This is a genomic window from Pseudoxanthomonas yeongjuensis (assembly GCF_010093345.1).
Lineage (GTDB): Bacteria > Pseudomonadota > Gammaproteobacteria > Xanthomonadales > Xanthomonadaceae > Pseudoxanthomonas_A > Pseudoxanthomonas_A yeongjuensis.
In genome coordinates this window covers 163242-186613 of record NZ_PDWT01000003.1, presented here as the reverse complement: position 1 = coordinate 186613, position 23372 = coordinate 163242, and the positions used below count along the sequence as shown (strand labels likewise).

At 65.1% G+C, this 23372-nt stretch carries 18 protein-coding genes and 1 riboswitch; of the genes, 5 read left to right on the top strand and 13 right to left on the bottom strand.

Annotation, left to right across the window (positions count from 1 at the left end; genetic code table 11):
- Positions 1-120: 120 nt before the first annotated feature.
- The 13 genes from CSC74_RS10580 to ilvC form a co-directional block, all read right to left on the bottom strand.
- Positions 121-597: an Hsp20/alpha crystallin family protein gene (locus CSC74_RS10580; RefSeq protein ID WP_162314428.1), complete on the bottom strand. Its 477-nt coding sequence runs from the start codon at positions 595-597 to the stop codon at positions 121-123.
- Positions 598-829: 232 nt separating this feature from the next.
- Entirely contained in the window at positions 830-1510 is a 681-nt protein-coding gene (locus CSC74_RS10575; protein WP_162314427.1) for a class I SAM-dependent methyltransferase, read from the bottom strand.
- An 89-nt stretch (positions 1511-1599) separates the two neighbouring features.
- Complete coding sequence (locus CSC74_RS10570) at positions 1600-2100, bottom strand: hypothetical protein (protein WP_162314426.1); 501 nt, start codon at positions 2098-2100, stop codon at positions 1600-1602.
- Positions 2101-2184: 84 nt separating this feature from the next.
- Positions 2185-3687: a glycerol kinase GlpK gene (gene glpK / locus CSC74_RS10565; RefSeq protein ID WP_162314425.1), complete on the bottom strand. Its 1503-nt coding sequence runs from the start codon at positions 3685-3687 to the stop codon at positions 2185-2187.
- Between the two features lie 138 nt (positions 3688-3825).
- Positions 3826-4971: a peptidoglycan DD-metalloendopeptidase family protein gene (locus CSC74_RS10560; RefSeq protein ID WP_162314424.1), complete on the bottom strand. Its 1146-nt coding sequence runs from the start codon at positions 4969-4971 to the stop codon at positions 3826-3828.
- 150 nt (positions 4972-5121) lie between these two features.
- Entirely contained in the window at positions 5122-6210 is a 1089-nt protein-coding gene (gene leuB, locus CSC74_RS10555) for a 3-isopropylmalate dehydrogenase (protein WP_162314423.1), read from the bottom strand.
- Positions 6200-6781, bottom strand: coding sequence for a 3-isopropylmalate dehydratase small subunit (leuD, locus tag CSC74_RS10550; RefSeq protein WP_162314422.1), 582 nt, complete (start codon positions 6779-6781; stop codon positions 6200-6202). The genes leuB and leuD overlap by 11 nt, the downstream gene beginning before the upstream one ends.
- A gap of 181 nt (positions 6782-6962) precedes the next feature.
- On the bottom strand, positions 6963-8381 hold the full coding sequence (leuC, locus tag CSC74_RS10545) for a 3-isopropylmalate dehydratase large subunit (RefSeq protein ID WP_162314421.1): 1419 nt from the start codon (positions 8379-8381) through the stop codon (positions 6963-6965).
- Positions 8382-8582: 201 nt separating this feature from the next.
- Positions 8583-10145 (bottom strand): 2-isopropylmalate synthase, encoded by a 1563-nt coding sequence (locus tag CSC74_RS10540; protein ID WP_425501454.1) that lies wholly within the window; start codon positions 10143-10145, stop codon positions 8583-8585.
- Positions 10142-11260 carry a threonine dehydratase gene (locus CSC74_RS10535; protein WP_162314420.1) on the bottom strand — a complete coding sequence of 373 codons (1119 nt, stop codon included), beginning with the start codon at positions 11258-11260 and terminating at the stop codon, positions 10142-10144. The genes CSC74_RS10540 and CSC74_RS10535 overlap by 4 nt, the downstream gene beginning before the upstream one ends.
- A 150-nt stretch (positions 11261-11410) precedes the next feature.
- Positions 11411-11668, bottom strand: a complete 258-nt coding sequence (locus tag CSC74_RS10530; RefSeq protein WP_162314419.1) for an ACT domain-containing protein — start codon at positions 11666-11668, stop codon at positions 11411-11413.
- A complete protein-coding gene (ilvG, locus tag CSC74_RS10525; RefSeq protein ID WP_162314418.1) occupies positions 11652-13394 on the bottom strand; it encodes an acetolactate synthase 2 catalytic subunit in 1743 nt (580 codons plus the stop codon). Before ilvG ends, CSC74_RS10530 begins: the two co-directional genes overlap by 17 nt.
- Positions 13391-14413 (bottom strand): ketol-acid reductoisomerase, encoded by a 1023-nt coding sequence (ilvC, locus tag CSC74_RS10520; protein ID WP_162314417.1) that lies wholly within the window; start codon positions 14411-14413, stop codon positions 13391-13393. Before ilvC ends, ilvG begins: the two co-directional genes overlap by 4 nt.
- 389 nt (positions 14414-14802) lie before the next feature.
- On the opposite strand from ilvC, the gene ilvD reads away from it, so the two are divergent.
- The 5 genes from ilvD to CSC74_RS10495 all read left to right on the top strand — a co-directional run bounded on the left by ilvD (position 14803) and on the right by CSC74_RS10495 (position 23365).
- Positions 14803-16686, top strand: a complete 1884-nt coding sequence (gene ilvD, locus CSC74_RS10515; protein ID WP_162314416.1) for a dihydroxy-acid dehydratase — start codon at positions 14803-14805, stop codon at positions 16684-16686.
- Positions 16687-16689: 3 nt separating this feature from the next.
- Positions 16690-16791: riboswitch (TPP riboswitch) on the top strand.
- 111 nt (positions 16792-16902) lie between these two features.
- On the top strand, positions 16903-18780 hold the full coding sequence (gene thiC / locus CSC74_RS10510; RefSeq protein WP_162314415.1) for a phosphomethylpyrimidine synthase ThiC: 1878 nt from the start codon (positions 16903-16905) through the stop codon (positions 18778-18780).
- 128 nt (positions 18781-18908) lie between these two features.
- Positions 18909-19493, top strand: a complete 585-nt coding sequence (locus tag CSC74_RS10505; protein WP_162314414.1) for a DUF4136 domain-containing protein — start codon at positions 18909-18911, stop codon at positions 19491-19493.
- Between the two features lie 117 nt (positions 19494-19610).
- Entirely contained in the window at positions 19611-20306 is a 696-nt protein-coding gene (locus tag CSC74_RS10500) for a two pore domain potassium channel family protein (protein ID WP_162314413.1), read from the top strand.
- 293 nt (positions 20307-20599) lie between these two features.
- Positions 20600-23365: a TonB-dependent receptor plug domain-containing protein gene (locus CSC74_RS10495; protein ID WP_246193187.1), complete on the top strand. Its 2766-nt coding sequence runs from the start codon at positions 20600-20602 to the stop codon at positions 23363-23365.
- The last annotated feature ends 7 nt before the right edge of the window (positions 23366-23372 follow it).

Here is a 23372-nt window from a genome sequence, read left to right as displayed (position 1 = left end):
TGCTTCACCTTTTCATTTCAGGGTCGGCGGGTCCGCAGGCCTGCATGCGCCCTTAGCGCTGTAGTCGCCCGGCGCGGCGCAGGGCGACTGGCTATACGGATGACGCTGCGGACGATGCAGTCAGGAGTTGAGGGTGCTGCCTACCTGGATACGCCGGGGCGTGGTCTCCGGCCGCTTGGGAATGACGATCTCCAGCACGCCGTTCCTGCCCGAGGCGGTGATGCCTTCGGGATTGGCGCTGTCCGGCAGGGCGAAGCGGCGGTGGAAGACGCCGTGTTGACGCTCGAGCCGCGAGAAGCTGGTGCCTTCGCTGCGGTTCTCCACGGTGCGCTCGCCCTTGATGGCCAACATGCCCTTGTCCATCTGCACCTCGATATCGGCGGGCTCGACGCCGGGGATGTCGGCCAGCAGGACGAAGCGGTCGCTTTCTTCCCTGATGTCCACATGCGGGACCCACTGGCTGGTCACCACATTGGAATCCTCGTTGCCGCCCTGGTGCAGGCCGCCATCGAAGAGGCGGTTGAACAGTTGCTGCAGCGGGTCCTGGGAGGGGTTCTGACTGGGCCAGGTGGCCTGGCCAACCAAATGCTTTGCCATGGCAATTCTCCTGATGAAGTGTTGTGGATGGCAACTTCGTGCCAAGGCGCAAAATGGTTTGCTCGATGGCGGTTTCAAGGGTCGCGCCGCAGGCGGAATTCAGGATTTATTTAGCCCGTGGGTAGGGCATCCGCAGCACTGTGCTGATCGCCGGCGGCGCCGGAGCTGTGGAGCCAACAGAGGCCTATCGAATTCGCCGGGACACCCGTGCGCGGGTTCTACCCTACGCGAGCTATGGGTTGCGGTACGCGATCCAACCCTTGAAGGTGAATGCTGCGTAGAACAGTTCGACGTGGCCGAAGCCTGCTTCGTGCAGCAGTGCGACATCCTGTTCGGGCGGGATCACGGGCAGGCGGCTGCCGATGGCGGCGACTGCGTTGCGTGCGTCGGCGGCGGGAATGCCGCCGGCGGCAATGGCGAAGGCGGCGTAGCGTTCCAGCCAACGCTCCTTGGCGCCATCGGCCAACGGAAAGCTGTGGTGGGCGACGATGAGCGGCGCGCCGGGTTTCAAGCGTCGCGCCAGTTCCTTCAATGTGTGCAGGCGCTCTTCCGCAGGCAGGAAATGCAGGGTCAGCAGGCAGGTGGCGCCGTCGAAAGGTCCGACGGGCGCGGTGTCAATATAGCCTTCGACCAGTTCTACGCGCGGGGCGAGCGGGCCCAGGGTTTCTTTCGCCAGCGCCAGCATTTCAGCGGAGGGATCGACGCCGGTGAACCGCCAGCCGGCGTGCGCGTCGGCGAACACTTTCAGTTCCAGGCCGCCACCGGCGCCGAGCACCAGCACATGACCATCCTGCGGTACGGTTTCGGCCAGCAGTAGTGAAGCCATCTGCTGCATGGCGTGGAAACCGGGCACCTGCCGGACGGGGCCGGTGGCGTAGCGGGCTACGGCTTGGGGATCGGAGAAGGAAGACAAGAAAAAATGCCTTGCGTGGATTGAATGGTTGTTGCAATCGCGGATCTTCTGCTGATCTCTATGATTGGCAAGCTGCAGACCCGACCAGACTACAGCCCCTCCAGCTCCTGGATCACCCGTTTCCATCTTTGAAGATGAGAAATAACTTCCACAGATTCAGCGCCTAAAAACTTGTTATAAGAGGTGTCAAGGTCGGCTACAAGACTTGCTCTTGTGCCATTTGAAATAGCCTCAAACTCTGCCTTCTTTCTACAAAGATAATGTCTAAGGCAACGCTTCTTCGCTTCAGTTGTCGGAAACTCAATACGTACTACCCCATTTTTACGTTTGATGCTTTTAACTTCGCTTTCTCCGTAAAGTTGAAAGTTGTCCGCATTGCCGTTGATGATCGCTCTGCATTCTGCGCAGTTACAAACTTCCGCATGAAAGGCGGCGGATGATGCTAACCACTGCTTGCGCAAAGCAGTTGGTAGAAAATCTCTGAACTTGGCTCGTAAATGGAGGTCGGGCACATAGAATCGCGATATTGGAATTCCGCCGCCAACTGGAACTACACTGCGTGACTCGCCGAATTCAGGTCCGTGCGACACGCCAGTCAATCTCCTTCCTAGCGCTTCAGAGCTCAGTAAGCACGAGAAGTATCCGCCATGCAGATTCAGTACAGGCTTGGCCCACTATTTCCCAGATCCAAACACCATAGTAGCCTCAACTGCACGCTTCCATCCCCCGTACAACCGCTGCCGTCGCTCCGCCACCATCTCCGGCACGAACGTCCGCTCCACCTGTCGCTGCCGCGCGATCTGTTCCCGGCTTTCCCAGAACCCCACCGCCAGCCCTGCCAGATAGGCCGCGCCCAGCGCCGTGGATTCCTTCACTGACGGCCGCTCCACCGCGATATCCAGAAGGTCGGCCTGGAACTGCGCGGTGAAATCATTGGCGATGGCGCCGCCGTCCACCCGCAACGCCTTCAAGGTCAAGCCCGCGTCGACCTGCATCGCGGTCAGCACATCGCGGGTCTGGTAGGCCAGCGATTCCAGCACCGCGCGGATGAAATGCTCCTTGGTCGTGCCCCGCGTCAGCCCGAACATCGACCCGCGTACATCGCTGCGCCAGTACGGCGCGCCCAGGCCGACGAAGGCCGGTACGAAATACACTCCGTCCGACGACAGCGCCCGTTCCGCATAGGCCTGCGAATCGCCGGCCTTGCCCAGCATGCGCAGGCCATCGCGCAGCCACTGGATCGCCGAGCCCGCCGCGAACACGCTGCCTTCCAGTGCGTATTCCACTTCGCCATTGAGGCTCCACGCGATCGTGGTCAGCAATCCGTTGTTCGATTGCACCGCCTTCGCGCCGGTGTTCATCAGCAGAAAACAGCCGGTGCCGTAGGTGTTCTTGGCCATGCCCGGCTCGAAGCACGCATGCCCAAACAACGCAGCCTGCTGGTCGCCAGCGATGCCGCTGATCGGCACCCGATGGCCGAACACCGATTGCGCCCCGGTATGCGCATAGACCGTGCTGCTGTCGCGTACCTCCGGCAGCATCGCCGCCGGCACGTCCAGCATGCGCAACAAGTCGGGGCACCACTGCTTCTTGTGGATGTCGTACATCAGCGTGCGCGAGGCGTTGCTGACGTCGGTGGCGTGGGTGCGGTCCTCGGACAGGTTCCACAACAGCCAGCTGTCGATGGTGCCGAACAACAACTCACCGCGTTCGGCGCGCGCGCGGGCACCGGGCACGTGGTCGAGGATCCACTTCACCTTGGTGCCGCTGAAATAGGCATCGATCAGCAGGCCGGTGCGTTCGCGCACCAGGTCCGCATGACCATCGGCCTTCAACTGTTCGCAGATGTCCGCGGTCTGCCGCGACTGCCAGACGATGGCGTTGTGGATCGCCTGGCCAGTGTTGCGGTCCCACACCACCGTGGTCTCGCGCTGGTTGGTGATGCCGATGCCGGCGATCTGCGAAGCGCTGACCTGCGCCCGCGTCATCGCCTCCACGATCGTGCTCTGCACGCTGCCCAGGATCTCGCGCGGGTCGTGTTCCACCCAGCCCGGCTGCGGGAACAGCTGCTCGAATTCGCGCTGGGCCATGCCCACCACCGCACCACCGCGGTCGAACAGCATCGCCCGCGAGCTGGTGGTGCCCTGGTCGATGGCGAGGAGGTAGGGTTTGTCCATATCGACACCGATCTTAACGAAACCCGGGCCGTAGGAGCGACGCAAGTCGCGAAGTCCTCAGCCCCCATGCGTTCGGGAGGCCTGGAGGTCGGGATTCCAGGATTTCGCGACTTGCGTCGCTCCTACAACGACCAGGCGTCAGTCGAAACTGACAACGGTATTGGAGGCCGGCATTTCGCCCTCCCGCCGCGGTTCCTGGCCAGCGTCGCGCAGGGTCCACGGCTTGGAACCCAACACCCCGATATCCGGATAGCCGCCCAGTACCTCGAAACGTTCGAACACGAACGGCACGCCTTCCGCACCAAGCGGAGAATCGCCATCCGCGACATGGAAGTGCAGGTGCGGGCCGGTGGAGTCGCCGGTGAAGCCGAGCGCGGCGATCACCTGGCCGCGCTTCACGTGCTGGCCGAGTTTCACCTTCAGGCTGCCGGGCTTCAGGTGTTCGTAGAAGGCGTAGCGACCGTCGCCCAGGTCCAGCGATACGTAGTTGCCGGTGGCGTCGCCGAGCGCATGCTTCGGATTCGCAGCGACCGAGGCGCTTTCGGCGACATCGTCGCGGGTGCTGGCGACCACCGCATCGGCGACGGCCAGGACGTCGGCGCCGTAACCGTAGGCATTGGTCACGACATCGGCATCACCCCGCGCGGTGCGGCCGGCGGAGTCCAGCTTCACCCAGTCGATGGCGAAGCGGCCGGGAATGCGTGCGCGGCCGTCGACGGTGTACAGCACGCGGCGATGGCCGCGTTCCCAATCCGGCGAATGGATCGCGACCCAGGGTCCGTCGCGCAGCGGCGCGCCGAGTACGGGGGGAGCGGTGCCCAACGCGATCGTCGCGCCTTCCACTTCAAGGGAGTCCGGGGTGGGCGTGGCGTAAGCGATGCGGTGCGACAGCGCGCGCGGTACGGCGCCTGCGGGAAGTGCGAACTCCAGGTAAAGCACGCCACGCATCCCGGGTGCGATAGCGCCCGCCGCACCCGCTTCAATTGCGTCGGGGCGTGCGAGGCGTACGGCCAGGTCCGCATCCATGAACTGGGCGAGCACGTGGCCGGTTGCCGGATCGAGCACGTCCACGCGCTGCAGCGACAAGGGCTCGCGCGCGAAGTTGGTCAGGTGCAGTTCGTAGACCAGCCGCTGCTGGCCGTCGATGCGGACCGGGGTCGGCGGGACCGGGAGTTGCAGGTCGAAGGATTCGCGCAGGGGCGGGGCGGCATGGACTGGTGTGTTGAACAGCAGCGCCAGGAGGAGGACAGACGCTGCGATGACGAAGAAAGTGGACCGATTCATCGGGTGCGTGTGCCTGTGCCGGAAGCGCCGAGCATAGAGCCTGCACGGGTCAGGGAAAAGCAGCGTACGTAGGAGCGACGTAAGTCGCGAAGGGTCCATGGTCTTCTTGTTTCGCGACTTACGTCGCTCCTACGCCTTCTGCTACGTGGCTCAGTCGCGGAGTTCGGCCACGTAGCAGTTGGCCTGCATCTGCTCGATCACCGCTTGCGCGGCGGCGGTAGTGGAAATGCTGCGCCCGTTGGAGGACAGGTCGGCGGTGAAAGCATGCGCATTCAACGCGCCATCGACCGAACGTTCGAGGCAGTCGGCTTCATCGTGCAGGCCCAGCGAATGGCGCAGCAGCATCGCCGCACTGAGGATCGTCGCGTACGGATTGGCGATGCCCTTGCCGGCGATGTCGGGCGCGGAACCGTGGATGGGTTCGTAAACTCCGGCCTTGCCGTCGCCCAGCGACGCGGAAGGCAGCAGGCCCAGCGAACCGGCCAGCATCGATGCCTCGTCGGTGAGGATGTCGCCGAACATGTTCTCGGTCACGATCACATCGTACTCGCGCGGATGCGCCAGCAGGTGCATGGCCATCGCATCCACCAGCACGTGCTCGAGTTTGACGTCCGCGAACTCGTCGCGGCCGATGCGCGCGGTCACGTCGCGCCACAGGCGCGAGGTCTCCAGCACGTTGGCCTTGTCCACCGACACCAGGTAGCCGCGGCGCTGGCGGGCCAGCTTGAACGCGCTGCGGACCACGCGTTCGATCTCGACCACGCTATACGTGCACAGGTCGCTGGCGCTGTCGGCGCTGCGGGTCTTCTCGCCGAAATAGATGCCGCCGGTCAGTTCGCGCACCACCATGATGTCCACCCCGGTGAGCAGGTGCGGCTTGATCGGCGAGGCGTTCAATGCGGCCGGATGCGGGCGCACAGGGCGCAGGTTGGCGTACAGGCCCAGGCCCTTGCGCAGGGCGAGCAGGCCCTGTTCGGGACGTATCTTGGAATTCGGATCCGACCACTTCGGCCCGCCGACCGCGCCCAGCAGTACCGCGTCGGCGCTCTTGCACGCGGCCAGGGTGGAAGCGGGCAACGGTTCGCCGGTCTTGTCGATGGCGATGCCGCCGATGTCGTGTTCGCTGAAGGTGAACTGGTGGCCGTAGCGGCGCGCCACGGTCTTCAACACGGACAGTGCGGCGGCGGTCACTTCCGGACCGATGCCGTCGCCGGGCAGGACTGCGATGTCAGCTTGCATGGAAACGTTCCTCGTACTTTGAGATCTGCGGGTCGCGCAGCAACAGGTAGCCCAGCTCGTCCACGCCTTGCATCAGACAGGTGCGGGCGAAGGCGTCGAGCGGGAAGGGATGGACGTCGCCGGCGGGCGTGCGCAGTTCGCGCGCCTCGATGTCGACGGTCAGTTCGTCGTCGGGGCGCTGCATCAGCGATTGCACCACGGCCTCGTCCAGCACGATCGGCAGCAGCCCGTTCTTCAGCGAGTTGTTGCGGAAGATATCGGCGATCTGGCTGCTCACGATCGCGCGCAGGCCCAGGTCGGTCAGCGCCCACGGCGCGTGCTCGCGCGAGGAACCGCAGCCGAAATTGGCGCCGGCCAGCAGGATCTGGCGGCCGCTGTTCTGCGGCTGGTTGAAGGCGAACTCCGGATTCGGCGAACCATCGGCCTGCCAGCGCCAGTCGTTGAAGGCGTGCTTGCCGAGTCCGGCGCGCTCGGTGGTCGACAGGAAGCGCGCGGGGATGATCTGGTCGGTGTCGATGTTGCTTTGGCGCAGGACCACGCTGCGCGAGGTGAGGGCGGCGAAGGCGGTCATGCGAAAACCCCTGAAGCGAAGGCGGCTGTTTCCTTCTCCCCCCGGGAGAAGGTGCCCGAAGGGCGGATGAGGGAAGATGAATGACTAGGCGACCAACCCCGGTACATCCGGAACTCTTCTTCCCCCATCCGTCGCTGCGCGCCACCTTCTCCCGGTGGGAGAAGGGAATCAAAAGCATCCATCACGCGACCTCCTTCACAAACAGCTCACGCGGATCGGACACTTTCCCGTTCACCGCCGCCCACGCCGCGGTCATCGGCGAGGCCAGCAGCGTGCGCGAACCGGGCCCCTGGCGGCCTTCGAAATTGCGGTTGCTGGTGCTGACCGCCAATTGTCCCGGCGCGACCAGGTCGCCATTCATGGCGATGCACATGGAGCAGCCCGGTTCGCGCCATTCGGCGCCGGCGGCCCGCACGATCCGGTCGATCCCTTCGGCCTCGGCCTGGCGCTTGACCAGTTCCGAACCCGGTACCACCAGCATGCGCACGCGCGGATCGACGCGGCGGTCGCGCAGCACGGTGGCCACTTCGCGCATGTCGCTGAGGCGACCGTTGGTGCAGGAGCCGACGAAGACCACGTCCACCGCCGTACCTTCCAGCGGCCTGCCGGCGTCGAAGGCCATGTAATCCAGCGACTTCTGCGCCGCGGCATCGTTGGCGGCGGGGATAGGTTTGTCCACGGCGATGGCCGTGCCCGGATGCGTGCCCCAGGTCAGCGTGGGGCGGATGTCGCGCGCGTCGATGACTACTTCCTGGTCGAAATGCGCGCCGTCGTCGCTGCCGAATTGCGACCAGCGCGTCTTCGCTTCCTCGAACGCCGCGCCTTGCGGCACGCGTGGCGTATTCGCCAGCCAGGCGTAAGTCGTTTCATCCGGCGCGACCATGCCCGCGCGCGCGCCGGCCTCGATCGACATGTTGCACAGGGTCATGCGCTGTTCCATGTCCATCGCGCGGATCGTGGAGCCGCGGTATTCCAGAACGTGGCCGGTGCCGCCGTTGACGCCGATCACGCCGATGATGTGCAGGATCACGTCCTTGGCGCCGACACCCGGCGCCAGCGGACCATCGACGGTGATCGCCATGGTCTTCGCCTTGCGCTGCAGCAGGCATTGCGTGGCCAGCACGTGGCCGACCTCGCTGGTGCCGATGCCGAAGGCCAGCGCGCCGAACGCGCCATGGGTGGAGGTGTGGCTGTCGCCGCAGACGATCGTCATGCCGGGCTGGGTCAGGCCCAGTTCCGGCGCGATCACGTGGACGATGCCGCGTTCGGCCGAGTGCATGTCGAACAGTTCGATGCCGTACTCGGCGCAGTTGCCGGCCAGCGTGTCGACCTGGGTCTCGGAGGCCCGCGTGTAGTAATGGAACTTGCCGTCCGCATCGGCCGGCGTGGTCGGCGTGGAGTGGTCCATGGTCGCCTTGGTCCGGTCCGGCCGGCGCGGCGCGATGCCGCGCGCACGCAGTTCGGTGAAGGCCTGCGGCGAGGTGACTTCGTGGATCAGGTGCAGGTCGATGTACAGCACCGCGGGCGCGGCGTCTGTCTCCGGAACGACGACATGCGCGTCCCAGAGTTTGTCGAAGAGGGTGCGGGGGGTGGAGCTCATGAAATGTTTCCAGAGGAAGGATATGGAATTGTGCGATGGCTGCGCTGATCGTGGAAAACCGGGCTCGTCATCCCAGCGAAGGCTGGGATACATCCTGATCCTGCTTTTGATGGGGACGTATGCAGGCAACGGCAAAGTCAAAATGGATCCCGGCTTGCGCCGGGATGACGGCATGTATTTCCTTGGCTACGGAAAGACGCATCACGCCACCGCCATTTCCGACGTGGACTTCGTCTTGGCCTTGCTGCGCGCGCGCAGCAGGCGGTTGGCCACATCCAGCCAGGCCAGGGCGCTGGCTTCGATGATGTCCTTGCTGGTGCCGGTGCCGTCGTACTCCACCCCTTCGTGGCGCACGCTCAGGTTGGCCTCGCCGCGCGCATCGCGGCCCAGGCCGACGCTGTGCACCTGGTAGCTTTCCAGCTTCAGATCCACGCCGGTGGCCATGGCCAATGCAGCGAACAGCGCATCCACCGGCCCGTCGCCTTCCGCGGTCTCGAATAGGCGATCGCCGTCCGGATCGGACAACTCGACCGTGGCCCGCGCGCGATGCCCGGCATCGCTGATGGTCATCGAAGAGAGCCGGTAGCCTTCGCTGTCGGCGCCGTCCTGCATCAGCGTCTGCAGGTCGGCGTCGTTGACCACGCGCTGCTTCTCGCACAGCGCCTTGAAGTCGGCGAAGACCAGTTCCAGTTCCGATTCCTCAAGCAGGTAGCCCAGTGCGCGCAGGCGCTGCTCGACCGCGGCACGGCCGCTGTGGCGGCCCAGCACCATCTGCGAATCCGGCCAGCCCACGTCCTGCGGATTCATGATTTCGTAGGTGCCGCGATGGCGCAGCATGCCGTGCTGGTGGATACCGGATTCGTGGGCGAAGGCGTTCAGGCCGACGATGGCCTTGTTGCGTTGCACCGGCATGCCGACCAGGCGCTGCAGCAGTTGTGAGGTGGACACCAGGCGGCGCGTGTCCAGGCGTGTGTCGGCGTTGAAGTAAGCGCCGCGGACCTTCAGCGCCATGGCGATTTCCTCCAGCGCGCAGTTGCCGGCGCGTTCGCCGATGCCGTTGACGGCGCATTCGACCTGGCGCGCGCCGCCTTCGACCGCGGCCAGCGAATTCGCGACGGCCATGCCCAGGTCGTTGTGGCAATGGGTGCTGAAGACCACGTCGCGCGCGCCGGGCACGCCGCCGATCAGACGCTCGAACAGGCCGCGGATCTCCGCCGGCGTGGTGTAGCCCAGGGTGTCGGGCACGTTGATGGTGGTGGCGCCTGCAGCGATCGCCGCCCCGATCACTTCGGCCAGGAAATCCTCCTCGGTGCGGGTGCCGTCCTCGGTGGAGAACTCGACGTCGTCGACGAAGCGGCGCGCGTGGGCCACGCTGGTCGCGGCCAGGTCCAGCACTTGCTGCTTGCTCATGCGCAGTTTGTGCTCGCGGTGCAGCGGGCTGGTGGAAACGAACAGGTGCAGGCGCGGTTTCGCCGTGCCTTCCAGCGCGCGCGCCGAGATCTCGATGTCGTTGGGCAGGCAGCGCGACAGCACGCACAGGGTGGTGTCGCGCAGCTCGCGCGCGATCAGCGAGGCCGCTTCGCGGTCGGACTGCGAGCTGGCGGGGAAGCCGGTCTCGATCACGTCGACGCCTAGCTCGGCCAGCGCGCGCGCCATCACCAGTTTCTGCTGCGGCGACATGCTGCAGCCGGGCGATTGTTCGCCGTCGCGCAGGGTGGTATCGAAAATCCGGACCTGGGCCGGCTGGGTAATGATGGTGCTCACCAGGTGTACTCCTCTTCGGTTACGGCGTGGCGCGCTTGCGGCGCGTCGACTTCAATGGGGGAAAGTGTCTTGATCAATCGTGGAAGCGCGTGCCCGGGTTCGAGCGGATGCAATTCCTGGGTGCGCCGCCGCGGTTTGCGCGGTGCGCGCGGTCGCACTTCCGAGAGCAGGGCGGCGAGTACCGCGGCATCGATGTTGCCGCCGGAGACCACCGCGCACTTGCGCTTGCCGGACACGCGGCGGCCCGCGGCCAGGGCCAGCGCTCCGGCGCCTTCGGCGATGATGTTTTCTTCCAATGCGAGCCGGACCAGGGTTTCGCGCAGCTCGGCTTCGCGCACGATGACCACGTCGTCGAGCAGGCTGGCGCACAGGCGGCGGGTCAGGAAACCCGGCACCTTCACCCGCACGCCGTCGGCCAGGCTGGCGACCGGCGCGACCTCGCGCGTGTCGCCCTTCAATGCGCGCGCCATCGAATCGACGCCTTCGACCTGCGCGCCGACCACGCGCACGCCCTGCGACTTCAGCGCCAACGCGACGCCGGACGCCAGGCCGCCGCCGCCGATCGGGACGATGACCACGTCCGGCGCATGCGGCGCGATCTCGATGCCGACCGTGCCTTGCCCCGCGATCACGTCGGGATCGTCGAACGCGGACAGGAAGCGGTAGTCGTTCTGTTCGGCCAGTTCGCGCGCGAACGCATAGGCCTCGTCGTAGCTGTCGCCATGCTGGCGCACGGTCGCGCCCCAGTGGGCGACGCCGGCGATCTTGTTCTGCGGCGCGCCATGCGGCATCACCGTGATCGCCTGCACGCCCAGCCGGTACGCGGCCCAGGCCAGGCCCTGCGCATGGTTGCCGGCGGATGCGGCGATGACCGGACGCGTGTCGCCGCGTTCGCGCGCGGCCAGCAATGCGTTCAAGGCGCCACGCACCTTGTACGAACCGGTGCGCTGCAGATTCTCAAGTTTCAGCATCACCCCGAAGCGTTCGGCATGGTGCAGCGGCGTCGGCGGCAGGTAGCGGCGCAGGCGCGCCTGCGCGGCCAGCACGTCGGCCACGGTGACGATTACGTCGCCTACGTCGGGTTCCTTGCTGGCAGCGGCACGTGAATCAGGCATGGAAATTAGGCATGCATGCGGATGACGCTGGAAGAAGACGCCTCCGTGCAGCACGTGAAAAGACCGGGCCTGTGGAAGGGGCTTCAGCCCCGACGGATTTGCGCGAAGAGCGTCGGGGCTGAAGCCCCTCCCACAACGGCAGACAGACGGTCACGGCACCACCTCTACTGCAGTCTCCACCGGGGTGATCTCGACCGACACGCAGTCGTACACCTTCAGCATCTGCAGGCGCAGGGTCTCCGCCGGGCGTTGTCCCTCCACCACCAGTTGCAGGCGCCAGCCGCCGTCCTCGCTGGCGGAACCGCCGTTGATCGAATGCGGGGTGAAGCCACGGCGTTCGGCCATGCCGATCACGCGGGTCAGCGCGCCTTCGGCCGGTTTCAGCACCAGGTCAAGCCGGTAGCGCATGCGCGGACTCCGTGCGTTGTGCGGCTTCCGGCGCCTTCGCGTCGGCGGGATTGCTGTCCAGCATGGTGCTGTTGGCGGTGTTGGGCGGGACCAGCGGCCAGACGTTGGCCTTGATGTCGATGGCCACGTGCAGCAGGGCGGGACCAGGTTGCGCCAGCAGGTCGGCCAGCGCGCCTTCCACCTGGTCGCGGCGGTCGATGCGTTTGGCGGGAATGCCGAACACTTCGGCCAGCGCCGCGAAGTCCGGGTTGTCGGACAGGTCGATCTCGCTGTAGCGCCTGGCGAAGAACAGTTCCTGCCACTGCCGGACCATGCCCAGCGAACTGTTGTCCAGCAGCACGATCTTCACCGGCAAGCGGCAACGCGCGATCGTCACCAGCTCCTGCACGTTCATCATGAAACTGCCGTCGCCGCTGACCAGCAGCACGGTGCGGTCGGGACAGGCGAACTGCGCGCCCATCGCCGCCGGCAGGCCGAAACCCATGGTGCCCAGCGCGCCGCTGGTCAGGTGGTTGCGTGGATGGTTGAACTTGCAGTGCTGCGCGACCCACATCTGGTGCTGGCCGACATCGCAGGCGACGATGGCGTCGTCCGGCGCCAGTTCGGTCATGCGCTTCAGCAGGGCCGGCGCGTAGATGTCGGTGCCGGGCGCGTCGTAACGGAAGCCGTGCTTCTCGGCCAGCATGCGGCAACGCTTGCGCCAGTCGTCGCAGGTGCTGCGCGCGCCGACCAGCGCACGCAGGCCCGCGGCCACGTCGCCGGGTACGGCGATGTTGGCGGTGCGCAGCTTGGATATCTCGTACGCGTCGGCATCCAGGTGGATGACCCGCGCGAACGGGGCGAACTCGGCCAGCTTGCCGGTGGCGCGGTCGTCGAAGCGCGCGCCGACCACGATCAACAGGTCCGATTCCTGCACCGCCATGTTCGCCGCGCGGGTGCCATGCATGCCCAGCATGCCCAGATAGTCGGGATGTCCGCCGGGCAGCGCGCCCAGGCCGCGCAAGGTCAGCACGGTGGGAATCCGCGTGGCTTCGACGAATTCGCGGAACACCTCGGTCGCATCGGCCAGGCCGATGCCGCCGCCGCCGTAGATCACCGGCTTCTCCGCGCCGGCGATCGCGGCCAGCGCTTCGGCCAGGGCGGCGTCGGCCGGAGCCGGCGGCAGCTGGACTTGCGCCGGCACGTGATCGGGCAGATGCGAGGCATCGGCGACCTGCACGTCTTTCGGCAGGTCGATCAGCACCGGGCCGGGCCGCCCTTCGCGGGCGATGCGGAACGCGTCGCGCACTACTTCCGGCAAGTCTTCCACGCGCCGCACGATGAAACTGTGTTTGACGATGGGCAGGGTCAGGCCGAACACGTCCAGTTCCTGGAACGCGTCGGTGCCCATCAGATGCGTCGCGACCTGGCCGGTCAGGCACACCATCGGCACCGAATCCAGCATCGCATCCGCGATGCCGGTGACCAGGTTGGATGCGCCGGGACCGGAGGTCGCGACGCATACGCCGACGCGTCCGCTGGCGCGCGCATAACCGTTCGCCGCCAATGCCGCGCCTTGCTCGTGGCGCACCAGGATGTGCTTCAGCTTCGAATCCACCAGCGCGTCGTAGAACGGCATGATGGTGCCGCCCGGATAACCGAACAGCGTTTCGACGCCTTCGGCTTCCAGCGCCTGGGTCAGCCAGCGGGCGCCGTTGCGTGGGGCAATGGCAGCGGTTGTGTTCATGCAGCGGCGGCCTTTGCGGTTGAAGTGGCGTCGTCCGCATCCGGCTGCGCGGCGTTGGCCGACAGCCACACCATCTTGGCGCGCAGCTTCTTGCCCACGACTTCGATCGGATGCTCCATGTCGGCTTTCTTGAAGCGGTTGTAGTTGGGCAGGCCGGCTTCGTATTCGGCGATCCAGTTCCTGGTGAACGTGCCGTCCTGGATGTCGGTCAGGATGTCCTTCATCCGCGCCTTGGTCGCCGCGTCGATCACCCGCGGGCCACTGACGTAGTCGCCGTACTGCGCGGTCTCGGAGATGAACTCCAGCATGCGGGTGATGCCGCCTTCGTAGAACAGGTCGACGATCAGCTTCAGTTCGTGCAGCACTTCGTAATAAGCGATCTCCGGCTGGTAGCCGGCTTCCACCAGGGTCTCGAAACCGGCCTGGACCAGCGACGAAGCGCCGCCGCAGAGCACGGCCTGCTCGCCGAACAGGTCGGTCTCGGTCTCTTCCTTGAAGGTGGTCTTGATGATGTTGGCGCGCGCGCCGCCCAGGCCGGCGGCGTAGGCCAGGGCCAGCGCTTCGGCATTGCCGCTCTTGTCCTGGTGCACGGCATAGATGCAGGGCACGCCGCGGCCGATCTCGTATTCGCGGCGGACCAGCGCGCCCGGGCCTTTCGGCGCCACCAGTACGACGTCGATGTCCTCGCGCGGCTTGATCAGGTCGAAATGCACGTTCAGGCCATGCGCGAACAGCAGGCAGGCGCCGGGCTTCAGGTTGTCCTTCAATACCTCGTCGTAAAGCTTGCGCTGGACCATGTCGGGCGTCAGCACCGCGACCAGGTCGGCGTCCTTGACCGCTTCAGCCGGCGTCTTCACCACGAAGCCATCGGCTTGTGCCTTGGCCGTGGTCGGGCCGCCCGGGCGCAGGCCGACGGTGACGTCGAAACCGGATTCGCGCAGGTTCAGCGCATGCGCGCGGCCTTGGCTGCCGTAGCCGACGATGGCGATCTTGGTGTTGGGAAGGGTGCTGGTGGTCATTGCGCTGGATTCCATGGAAGGTTGAAGGGAAGGGCTGGAGAACGTGTTTGAAAGGTCCGAAAACAAAAAACCCCGCACTTCTCAGTGCGGGGTTTTGCGAATCTGGCGAGCTTTTCTGCTTACGCGCCGGTTCGTCCCGCACCTGTTGGCGAGGTAATAAGTACGAGTACGAGGAGCGAGGCCGCCGCGCCGTGGGGCGCAGTCGTGTCGGTCATCGGGGGCATGTGGCGTTGCAGCATGGGTGTAGAGAAACATGCGCCAATGAGCATTGTCAAGCGCCTCCGCGCCAACATCGACGAATGGATGGCGAACGGAAATATAGTTGCAACTGAAACATTGGAAACGCCGCAGAATCGACGTCCCCACTCGCGATCCCTTTGCATACCCGCATGCCCGACTATCGTTCCCGCACTTCCACCCACGGCCGCAACATGGCCGGCGCCCGCGCACTGTGGCGCGCCACCGGCATGAAGGACGAGGATTTCCACAAGCCCATCGTCGCCATCGCCAATTCGTTCACCCAGTTCGTGCCGGGGCACGTGCACCTCAAGGACCTGGGGCAGCTGGTCGCGCGCGAAATCGAGCGCGTCGGCGGCGTGGCCAAGGAGTTCAACACCATCGCCGTGGACGACGGCATCGCCATGGGCCACGACGGCATGCTGTATTCGCTGCCCAGCCGCGAGATCATCGCCGACTCGGTCGAGTACATGGTCAATGCGCATTGCGCCGACGCGCTGGTATGCATCTCCAATTGCGACAAGATCACCCCGGGCATGCTGATGGCCGCGCTGCGCTTGAACATCCCCACCGTGTTCGTTTCCGGCGGGCCGATGGAAGCGGGCAAGACCAGACTCTCGGAACACGGACTGGACCTGGTCGATGCGATGGTGGTGGCCGCCGACGAGAACTCGTCCGACGCGAAAGTAGCCGAATACGAACGCAGCGCCTGTCCGACCTGCGGCTCGTGCTCGGGCATGTTCACCGCCAATTCGATGAACTGCCTGACCGAAGCGCTGGGCCTGGCCTTACCGGGCAATGGGTCCACGCTGGCCACGCATGCCGATCGCGAACAACTGTTCCTGCGCGCGGGCCGGCTGGTGGTCGAACTGTGCCATCGCTGGTATGGCAGCGAGGATGCCTCGGCGCTGCCGCGCTCCATCGCCAGTTTCGAGGCCTTCGAGAATGCGATGACCCTGGACATCGCCATGGGCGGTTCCACCAACACCATCCTGCACCTGCTCGCTGCCGCGCAGGAGGGCGAGGTCGCCTTCGACCTGCGCGACATCGACCGGCTGTCGCGCAAGGTGCCGCAGCTGTGCAAGGTGGCGCCGAACATCCAGAAGTACCACATGGAAGACGTGCATCGCGCCGGCGGCATCTTCTCGATCCTCGGCGAGCTGTCGCGCGGCGGGCTGCTGCACACCGGGGTGCCGACGGTGCACGGCAAGACGCTGGCTGATGGCATCGCGCAGTGGGACGTGACCCGGACCGAGGACGAAGCGGTGCACACTTTCTTCAAGGCGGGACCGGGCGGCATCCCGACGCAGGTGGCCTTCAGCCAGGCCACGCGTTGGCCGACGCTGGACACCGACCGCAGCAACGGCTGCATCCGCGATGTCGAACACGCCTATTCGCAGGAAGGCGGCCTGGCCGTGCTGTACGGCAATCTCGCCGTCGATGGTTGCGTGGTGAAGACCGCGGGCGTGGACGAATCCATCCATGTGTTCGAAGGCAACGCCAAGGTGTTCGAGAGCCAGGATGCGGCGGTGAAGGGCATCCTTGCCAATGAAGTGGTCGCCGGCGATATCGTGGTGATCCGCTATGAAGGGCCCAAGGGCGGTCCGGGCATGCAGGAGATGCTGTACCCGACCAGTTACCTGAAATCCAAAGGCCTGGGCAAGCAATGCGCGCTGCTGACCGACGGGCGCTTCTCCGGCGGCACATCGGGTCTTTCGATCGGGCATGCCTCACCGGAGGCCGCCGCGGGCGGGGCGATCGGCCTGGTCCGCGAAGGCGACCGGATCCTGATCGACATCCCGCAGCGCTCGATCAACCTGCTGGTCTCCGGTGAGGAACTGGCCGCACGTCGTGCCGAGCAGGACGTCAGGGGCTGGAAGCCGGCCGAGCCGCGCCCGCGCAAGGTCACCACCGCACTCAAGGCCTATGCCCTGCTGGCCACCAGCGCCGACAAGGGCGCGGTACGCGACAAGACGCTGCTGGACGGCGAGCCGGCGCGCCCCGGCTCCGACACTCCATTGTGGGGTGTGTTCTAATTCGTCCCGAAGCGGGGGTATCGCCGGCCTTGGCCGGGGATTGAGACAGACCCTTCGAACCTGATCCGGTTAAGACCGGCGTAGGGAAGCTTCGCAGGATGAACATGTAGGAGGGGCTTCAGCCCCGATGCTTTTAAAGCTGTCGGGGCTGAAGCCCCTCCTACAAGTGCAGTCCATGCGCCGCCGCTTCGTCCCGCAGCCTTTTGGACGAACGCCATGAACGCAGTGCCTTCCTCGCTGTTGCAGCAGACCGAGCAACTTTCCGAATCCGTGACCCGGCCGATCCCCGGTTCGCGCAAGATCTTCGTGCAGGGTTCGCGCCCGGACCTGCAGGTCGCGATGCGCGAGATCGCCCAGACCCAGACGCCCACGCTGTTCGGCGGCGAGGAGAATCCGCCGATCACGGTCTACGATCCATCCGGCCCTTACACCGATCCCGATGCGCGCATCGACCTGCGCAGCGGCCTGCCGGCGTTGCGCGCGAAGTGGATCGAAGAGCGCGGCGATACCGAGCGGCTGTCGCAGCTGAGTTCCGAGTTCGGCCGTGGCCGCGAGACCAACGCGCGCCTGGATGCGGTGCGTTTCCCCGGCCGCACGTTGCCGCGCGTGGCCAGGGCCGGCGCCAACGTCAGCCAGATGCACTACGCGCGCAAGGGCATCATCACCCCGGAAATGGAATACGTCGCCATCCGCGAGAACCAGCGCCTGGACGCGGTGCGCGATGCGCTGTTGCTGAAGCAGCATCCCGGCGAATCCTTCGGCGCCAGCATCCAGAAGTCCATCACCCCCGAATTCGTGCGCGATGAGATCGCCCGCGGCCGCGCGATCCTGCCGAACAACATCAACCACCCGGAAAGCGAGCCGATGATCATCGGCCGCAACTTCCTGACCAAGATCAACGCGAACATCGGCAACAGCGCCGTGTCTTCCGGCATCGCCGAAGAAGTCGAGAAGCTGGTCTGGTCGATCCGCTGGGGCGGCGACACGGTCATGGACCTGTCCACCGGCAAGCACATCCATGAAACCCGCGAGTGGATCATCCGCAATTCGCCGGTGCCGATCGGTACGGTGCCGATCTACCAGGCGCTGGAAAAAGTCGACGGCCGCGCCGAGGAACTGACCTGGGAGATGTTCCGCGACACCCTGGTCGAGCAGGCCGAGCAGGGCGTGGACTATTTCACCATCCACGCCGGCGTGCTGCTGCGCCACGTGCCGCTGACCGCCAGGCGCGTCACCGGCATCGTCTCGCGCGGCGGATCGATCATGGCCAAGTGGTGTCTGGCCCACCACAAGGAGAACTTCCTCTACACCCATTTCGAGGACATCTGCGAAATCATGAAGGCCTACGACGTGGCCTTCTCGCTCGGCGACGGCCTGCGCCCTGGCTGCATCGCCGATGCCAACGACGCGGCCCAGTTCGGCGAACTGGAAGCGCTGGGCGAGCTGACCAAGATCGCCTGGAAGCACGATGTGCAGACCATGATCGAAGGCCCCGGCCACGTGCCGATGCAGATGATCAAGGAAAACATGGACAAGCAGCTGGCCGAGTGCGGCGAGGCGCCGTTCTACACTCTCGGTCCGCTGACCACCGACATCGCGCCGGGCTACGACCACATCACTTCCGCCATCGGCGCGGCGATGATCGGCTGGTTCGGCACCGCGATGCTCTGCTACGTGACGCCGAAGGAGCACCTGGGCCTGCCGAACCGGCAGGACGTGCGCGACGGGATCATGGCCTACAAGATCGCCGCGCATGCCGCGGACCTTGCGAAAGGCCATCCGGGCGCGCAGGTGCGCGACAACGCGTTGAGCAAGGCGCGCTTCGAGTTCCGCTGGGAGGACCAGTTCCACCTGGGGCTGGATCCGGAGAAGGCGCAGGAATTCCACGACGAGACCCTGCCCAAGGACGCGCACAAACTGGCCCACTTCTGCTCGATGTGCGGCCCGCATTTCTGTTCGATGAAGATCACCCAGGACGTGCGCGATTACGCCGCCGAACATGGCGTCGAGGAAACCGCGGCGCTGGAGGAGGGCATGGCGGAGAAGTCGGCGGAATTCCGGGCGGCCGGTGCGCAGGTCTACCACCAGGGCTGAACACGGCCGGGGAAGGGGTTGCGACCCTTCCCCGGTCTTCTCCGTACCTGTTTTCACCAGGGGCGAATGGACCGGTGGTAGGTTCAGGCCCGCCATGAAACACCACTTCGGATAATGGGAGACAGGCCATGCAGCTTTCAAGACGTTTCGCCATCCAGGCAATGGGATTGTTGGTGCTGGCGCTCGCCGGTTGCGCGACCGGCCCGAAGATCAGCAGCGAGGTCGACCCGGAAGCGGATTTCGGTCGTTACCGCACTTTCGGCTTCTATGCGCCCCTGGCACTGGAGAAGGAAGGCTATGCCACCCCCACCACCGACCGCATCAAGGCGGCGGCGCGCGCGCAGATGGAATCGCGCGGTTACGTCTTCAGCGCCGGGCAGCCGGACCTGTGGGTGAACCTCAACGCCTATATGCAGGAGAAGACCGACGTCACCTCCATTCCCACCGTCGACTACAACTACTACTACAGCTACCGCGCGCGCAGCTATTTCGCGGTGCCGTACTGGCGCGACCGGACCGATGTGCGCCAGTACACGGAAGGCACCTTGAACGTGGACCTGGTCGACCGGGCGAAGAACAGGCTGGTGTGGGAAGGCATCGCGGTAGGCCGGGTATCGAAGGTCAAGCCGGAAGAGCGTGGGGCGCGGATCGATTCGGCGGTGGCCGAGATCTTCGCGCGCTTCCCCTACCGTGCGTCCGCTTCGACGCCCTGATCCTGGCGTCGCGAAGTCCGTTGCGGGCGCGTTCCCGGTCCACCGCAGGCCGGCGCACGGTTTGAACTTGCGCGTGCGCATGGTCTACTGCCGCCTGGCAATGGCGGGAACCTGCGGATGGCCCTGTACACCCGATTGAAATGGCTGGTCACCGCACGCCGTCATCCGTCTGCGTTCCTGCTGGCGGTGCAGCTGTTGGGCGTGCTGTTGTACCCGGCGATGGAAAACACCGATGCCGGGCGCGCGATGTTCGGCGCCTTCGGCATCGTGGTGTTGGCGCTGGCGTTGTGGGTGGTCAACCGCAGCCGGTCGATCAACTGGATCGCGTGGTGCCTGGCGATCCCCGCGGTGGGGTTGTCGCTGCTATCGGTATGGGCGGAATATCCGGGCCTGCTGGTCTATGCGCACCTGCTGGAAGGCGCGCTGTATTTCTATACCGCCGCCAGCCTGACCCGATACATGCTCGACGACCACAAGGTCACCAGCGACGAACTGTTCGCCGCGGGAGCGACCTTCACCCTGCTGGCGTGGGCGTTCGCATTCTGCTTCTCGGTGTGCCAGCAGTGGTATCCGGGCAGCTTCATCGCCGCGGTCGCTCCGCAGGATCCGCGCAGCTGGGTGGAATTGCTGTTCCTCAGCTTCAGCGTGCTTTCCAGCGTCGGCCTGAGCGATATCGTGCCGGTGCTGCCGCAGGCGCGCGCGCTGGTGATGCTGGAATCGTTCGCCGGGGTCATGTACATCGCGCTGGTGGTATCGCGGCTGATCGGGCTGACGACGTTGCGCAGGGCCTCAAGGGACGCCGACCAGAAATAACCGCACTGGCACGATGCGATGCCGCTGATTGGGCAAGCATGTAAAAGTCCTGGGAGCCCGCTTTGCTGTCGCCAGGAAAACCGGCCGAAGCATTACTGCGCGTATCGGGTAGCCGATGTATAACGCCAACATCCGTCAATCACGACAGCAATCCCCATCAAATGCGGCCCCGGCCCGGATGTCATCGTACGGACTCTCGCGGAATGCGATGCCGTTCGATAGCAAAGGGGAAATAGATGGACCGAAAGATTCTGGCTACCGCAATATGTGCGGCGCTCGCGCTTCCGCTGACGATGCAGATCGCCAAGGCGCAGGAAGCGGAGCCCGCCACTTCCCAGGATCCCGCGCGTGACGAAGGGAAGGATCCGGACGTTGCAGAACTGGATCGCGTCCTGGTAACCGGCTCGCGCATCCCGCGCTCGCAGGTGGAGACCGCATCGCCGGTGATCGTGATCACCTCGGAGGACATCCAGAAACAGGGTTTCCGCAACGTATCCGACGTGCTGCGCGCGCAGCCGCTGGCGACCGGCGCCGTGCAGGACAACCAGTACGCGGGCAGCTTCACGTCCAACGCGACGACCATCAGCCTGCTCGGCCTGTCGCCCAGCTTCACCCTGATCCTGATGGATGGACGGCCGTTGGCCGACTATCCGCTGCTGTACAACGGCCAGAGCAACTTCACCGACCTGACCAGCATTCCCACCGCGATGGTGGAACGCATCGAGATCCTGCCCGGCAACCAATCCTCGATCTACGGGTCGGCGGCGATCGCCGGCGTGGTCAACATCATCCTCAAGAAGCGCCTGGACGGGATGCAGCTGGACGCGCGCGTCGGCGGCTATTCCGACGGCGGCGGCGACAACGAGCGCCTGCAGTTGACCGGCGGCAAGGCCTGGGACGACCTGGACATCACCTATGGCCTGCAATACAGCCACCAGAAACCGATCTACATGCGGCAGCGCGACTTCACCGACACGACGGACGACAATCCGAACCCGGACCTGCGCTATGCCAGCCGCACATTCATCATCCTCAACGGCTTCACCAACCAGTACGACGACCCGGGTACGGCTTGCGACAACGTCGCCGACAACTTCGACGGCACCACCATCCGCGATTTCCGGCCCGGCCGCGGCTTCTTCTGCGGCAGCCGCGCCCAGCCCGGCTACGCCACGCTGCTGAACGAGGAAAGCGGAGTTTCGGCGTACTTCAATTCGACCTACCGCCTGAACGACGACGCCAACCTTTATGCCAGCGTGCTGTACGGACAGAACACGGCGAAGAACGATTCCGGCTCCCGTTTCTGGATACCGAACTACAACGACAACACCGGCGGCTATATCTGGAACCAGACCGAGCAGACGCTGGAAACCTACCAGCACATCTTCTCGCCGGAAGAGCAAGGCATCACCAACTACACCACCAAGTCGCGTTCCTACAACTTCGCGGTGGGCGTCAACGGCACCATCGCCGATTCCCGTTGGGATTACGACGCCTACTACAGCCGCTCCGGCTACGAAGTGAAGTCGGACCAGCTATGGCCGCTGGTGGACGAAATGGATGCGTTCTTCCAGGACCAGTTCCTGGGGCCGCAACTGGGGACCTACTACGGTTATCCGGTCTACGAGCCGAACAAGTCCGCGTTCTACCAATCGATAACGCCGGCGCAGTTCCGTGCGTTCTCGGGCAATATCAAGAACACGTCCTCCACCTGGACCCACAACCTCAACCTGCAGTTGACCAATGCCGACCTGTTCCAGTTGCCTGCGGGCTCCGTCGGCGTGGCGGGCGTGGTCCAGTTCGGCTACCAGAACTGGGACAACCCGGTCGATCCGGGCGTGAGCGGGGACGATTTCTTCGGCCTCAGCGGCACCAGCGGGAAAGGCAGCCGCGCCAACCGCGCGGTCGGCGTGGAGTTCAACATTCCGCTGCTGAAGACGCTCAGCGCCAACCTGTCGACGCGCTACGATTCCTACAAGAACATCCGCGCGGGTTCCGACGCCAAGGCCACCTACAAGATCGGCCTGGAGTTCCGTCCGATCGACAGTCTGCTGATCCGCGGCAACTACGCCACCGCGTTCCGCGCACCGGACATGGGCTATGTATTCACCGGGGGTAACGGCTTCTTCTCGCAGCAGACCGACTACTACAAGTGCGAAGAATACGGCGAGCCCGGCGAGCCCTGCGATTTCGACGGGCAGTCGCTGGAGGGCGTGCAGGTAGCCAACCCGGACCTGAAATCGATCAACGCCAAGTCCTATGGCTTCGGTTTCGTCTGGTCGCCGAACGAGCGCTACACGCTTCGTGCCGACTACTACAACGTCAAGATCGAGGACGAGGTTCTGCCGCAATCGTTCTCGCGCACGCTGTTCGACGAGAACGAATGCCGGCAGGGTCGGCTCGACATCGATTCGCCCACCTGCATCGACGTGCTGTCGCGCGTGCAACGCGGCCCCCTCAATGCCAATCCGCTGCTGAGCGAAGCGGTGCAACTGGTCACGATCAAGGCGATCAACATCGCCGAGGAACAGATCAGCGGCATCACCGCCGGTGGCAGCGCGCGCTTCGACTGGGGTCGTTGGGGCGAATTCGGCTTCGGCCTGGACTACAACGTCACCCTGGACCATACCACCGTGACCTTCCCGGGCGATCCGGAAACCGATCTGCTGTCGCCAGCGCAGGCCTTGAGCGCCGAATTCAAGACCGTGCTCACCGGAGACATCAGCTGGGAGAAGGGCGACTGGTCGGCCAATGTGCATGGAATCCGCTACGGTTCCCTGCCCAACTACGCCGCGCAGTTTGGCGTCGACACCACCCCGGGAACCTCGCAAGGCCGCGTCGGCCCGCACATGCTCTACAACGTGAGCTTGAGTTACGACCTGAGCGAGAAGAGCGCGCTCAGCCTGACGGTCAACAACGTGCTCAACACCCGGCCGCCGTTCGACCGCACCTACGACGGCTCGCAGGGTTTCGCGCCGCCGTTCTACAACATCTTCGCCTACAACGGCTATGGTCGTGCCTTCTGGCTGCAGTACCGGATCGATTTCGGCACGAACTAGCGGCGAC